At 61.8% G+C, this 1,462-nt stretch carries 1 protein-coding gene; it reads right to left on the reverse strand.

Annotated features, from left to right (window positions below):
• Positions 1-259 precede the first annotated feature (259 nt).
• Positions 260-1,395, reverse strand: a protein-coding gene (locus tag ACTFO6_RS17225) for an IS3 family transposase (protein ID WP_439935666.1) whose coding sequence is annotated in 2 segments (ribosomal slippage) — positions 260-1,134 and positions 1,134-1,395 — 1,137 coding nt in all. Because the reading frame shifts where the segments join, the coding sequence is not laid out codon by codon here.
• Positions 1,396-1,462 lie beyond the last annotated feature (67 nt).

A 1,462-nucleotide genomic window follows, 5' to 3' on the forward strand; every position in this document is an offset into this window, starting at 1 on the left:
TGCGGTGGTCACGGTAGCTTGGACAGCCACCGGGGAGGAATAAGCTAAGGCTGGTGCCGGAGATATGGTTTTGACTTTCCCGGATTTGCAAGATTGTAGCTTGCGCGCTGTGGAGCTTGTGGGCAGCCGCCGACCTGTGGGCAAGCGGTGGGCAACGCGAAGCGTTGTCCATGGCTTGTCCATGGGGGACCGCGCTGGCGCGGTCAGGCGGGCGCCGCCGCCGGCTGCCCACAAATCCACAGTGCATTGGCTTTCCATGTCACGCCGCCATCGGCTGGGTTTGCGCCAGGGTGCCGAAGTAGGCTTCGTCGGGTGTCTGCCAGTCCAGCGACTGGTGAGGCCGCCGACGGTTATACCACTCGAAGCACTGGGTGAGGCTACGCTGCTGCTCGATGCCGTTGTCGCAGGGGCGCAGATAGACCCATTCGTGCTTGACGGTCCACCACAGCCGTTCGACGAAGATGTTGTCGTGACATCGCCCGCGTCCATCCATGCTGATCTGGATCGAATGATCCTTGAGCACGTCGGTGAATTCGGCGCTGGTGAATTGGCTGCCCTGGTCGGTGTTGAATATCTCCGGGGCGCCGTAACGCGCCAGCGCCTCCCGCAACGCCGCTGTGCAGAAGTCGCTCGTCAGGGTGTTCGACAAGCGCCAACTCAGTACCTTCCGTGTCGCCCAGTCCATGATCGCGCACAGATACAGGAAACCGTGCCGCATGCGGATGTAGGTGATGTCGGTCGCCCAGACGTGGTTCGGCCGGTCGATCAGCAGGCCGCGCAGCAGGTACGGATAGACCTTGTGCTTCGGATGGGGCTTGCTGGTGTCGGGTTTCGGGCCGACCGCCCACAGTCCGAGCTTTTTCATCAGGCGCCGGATGCGCCGGCGTCCAACCAGAATCCCTTCGCGCTTGAGCATGACTTGCAAACGCCGACTGCCGTACATCGGGTTCTCGGTGAAGAGTTCGTCCAGCCGTTTGAGAAGATCGAGTTCTTCCTGAGATTCCGGCTTGGGCCGGTAATAGACGCTGCTGCGCGAGACGCCGAGCAGCTTGGCTTGCCGGGCCACGGACAGCTCACTCCCCGGGGTGATCATCGCGCGCCTTTCAGCAGGCGGGCAATGGCGGGCTGTCCGGCCAAGAAATCCCGTTCGACCTGCAACTGCCCGATCTTGCGGTGCAGGTTGTCGATCACCGCCTGCGGGTCGGCGGCTTTCTTGTTGCTCCGCTCGAAAAGGTTCTTGGCGTTCTTTACCAGTTCCTGTTTCCAGGTGCTGATCATCGTCGGATGCACCCCGTATTCCGAGGCCAGCTCCGCCAGGGTCTTGTCCCCCGCCAGTGCCGCCATCGCTACTCGCGCCTTGAATTCCGCACTGTGCTGCTTGCGCTTTGCTCCCATGCTTCCCGTTCCTTTCAACCGGGCAGCTTTAGCTTACCCGACTGTCCAAAAAAACGTGACCGCCGCA

This window comes from Pelomicrobium sp. G1, assembly GCF_051905455.1.
Classification (GTDB): Bacteria; Pseudomonadota; Gammaproteobacteria; order Burkholderiales; family UBA6910; genus Pelomicrobium.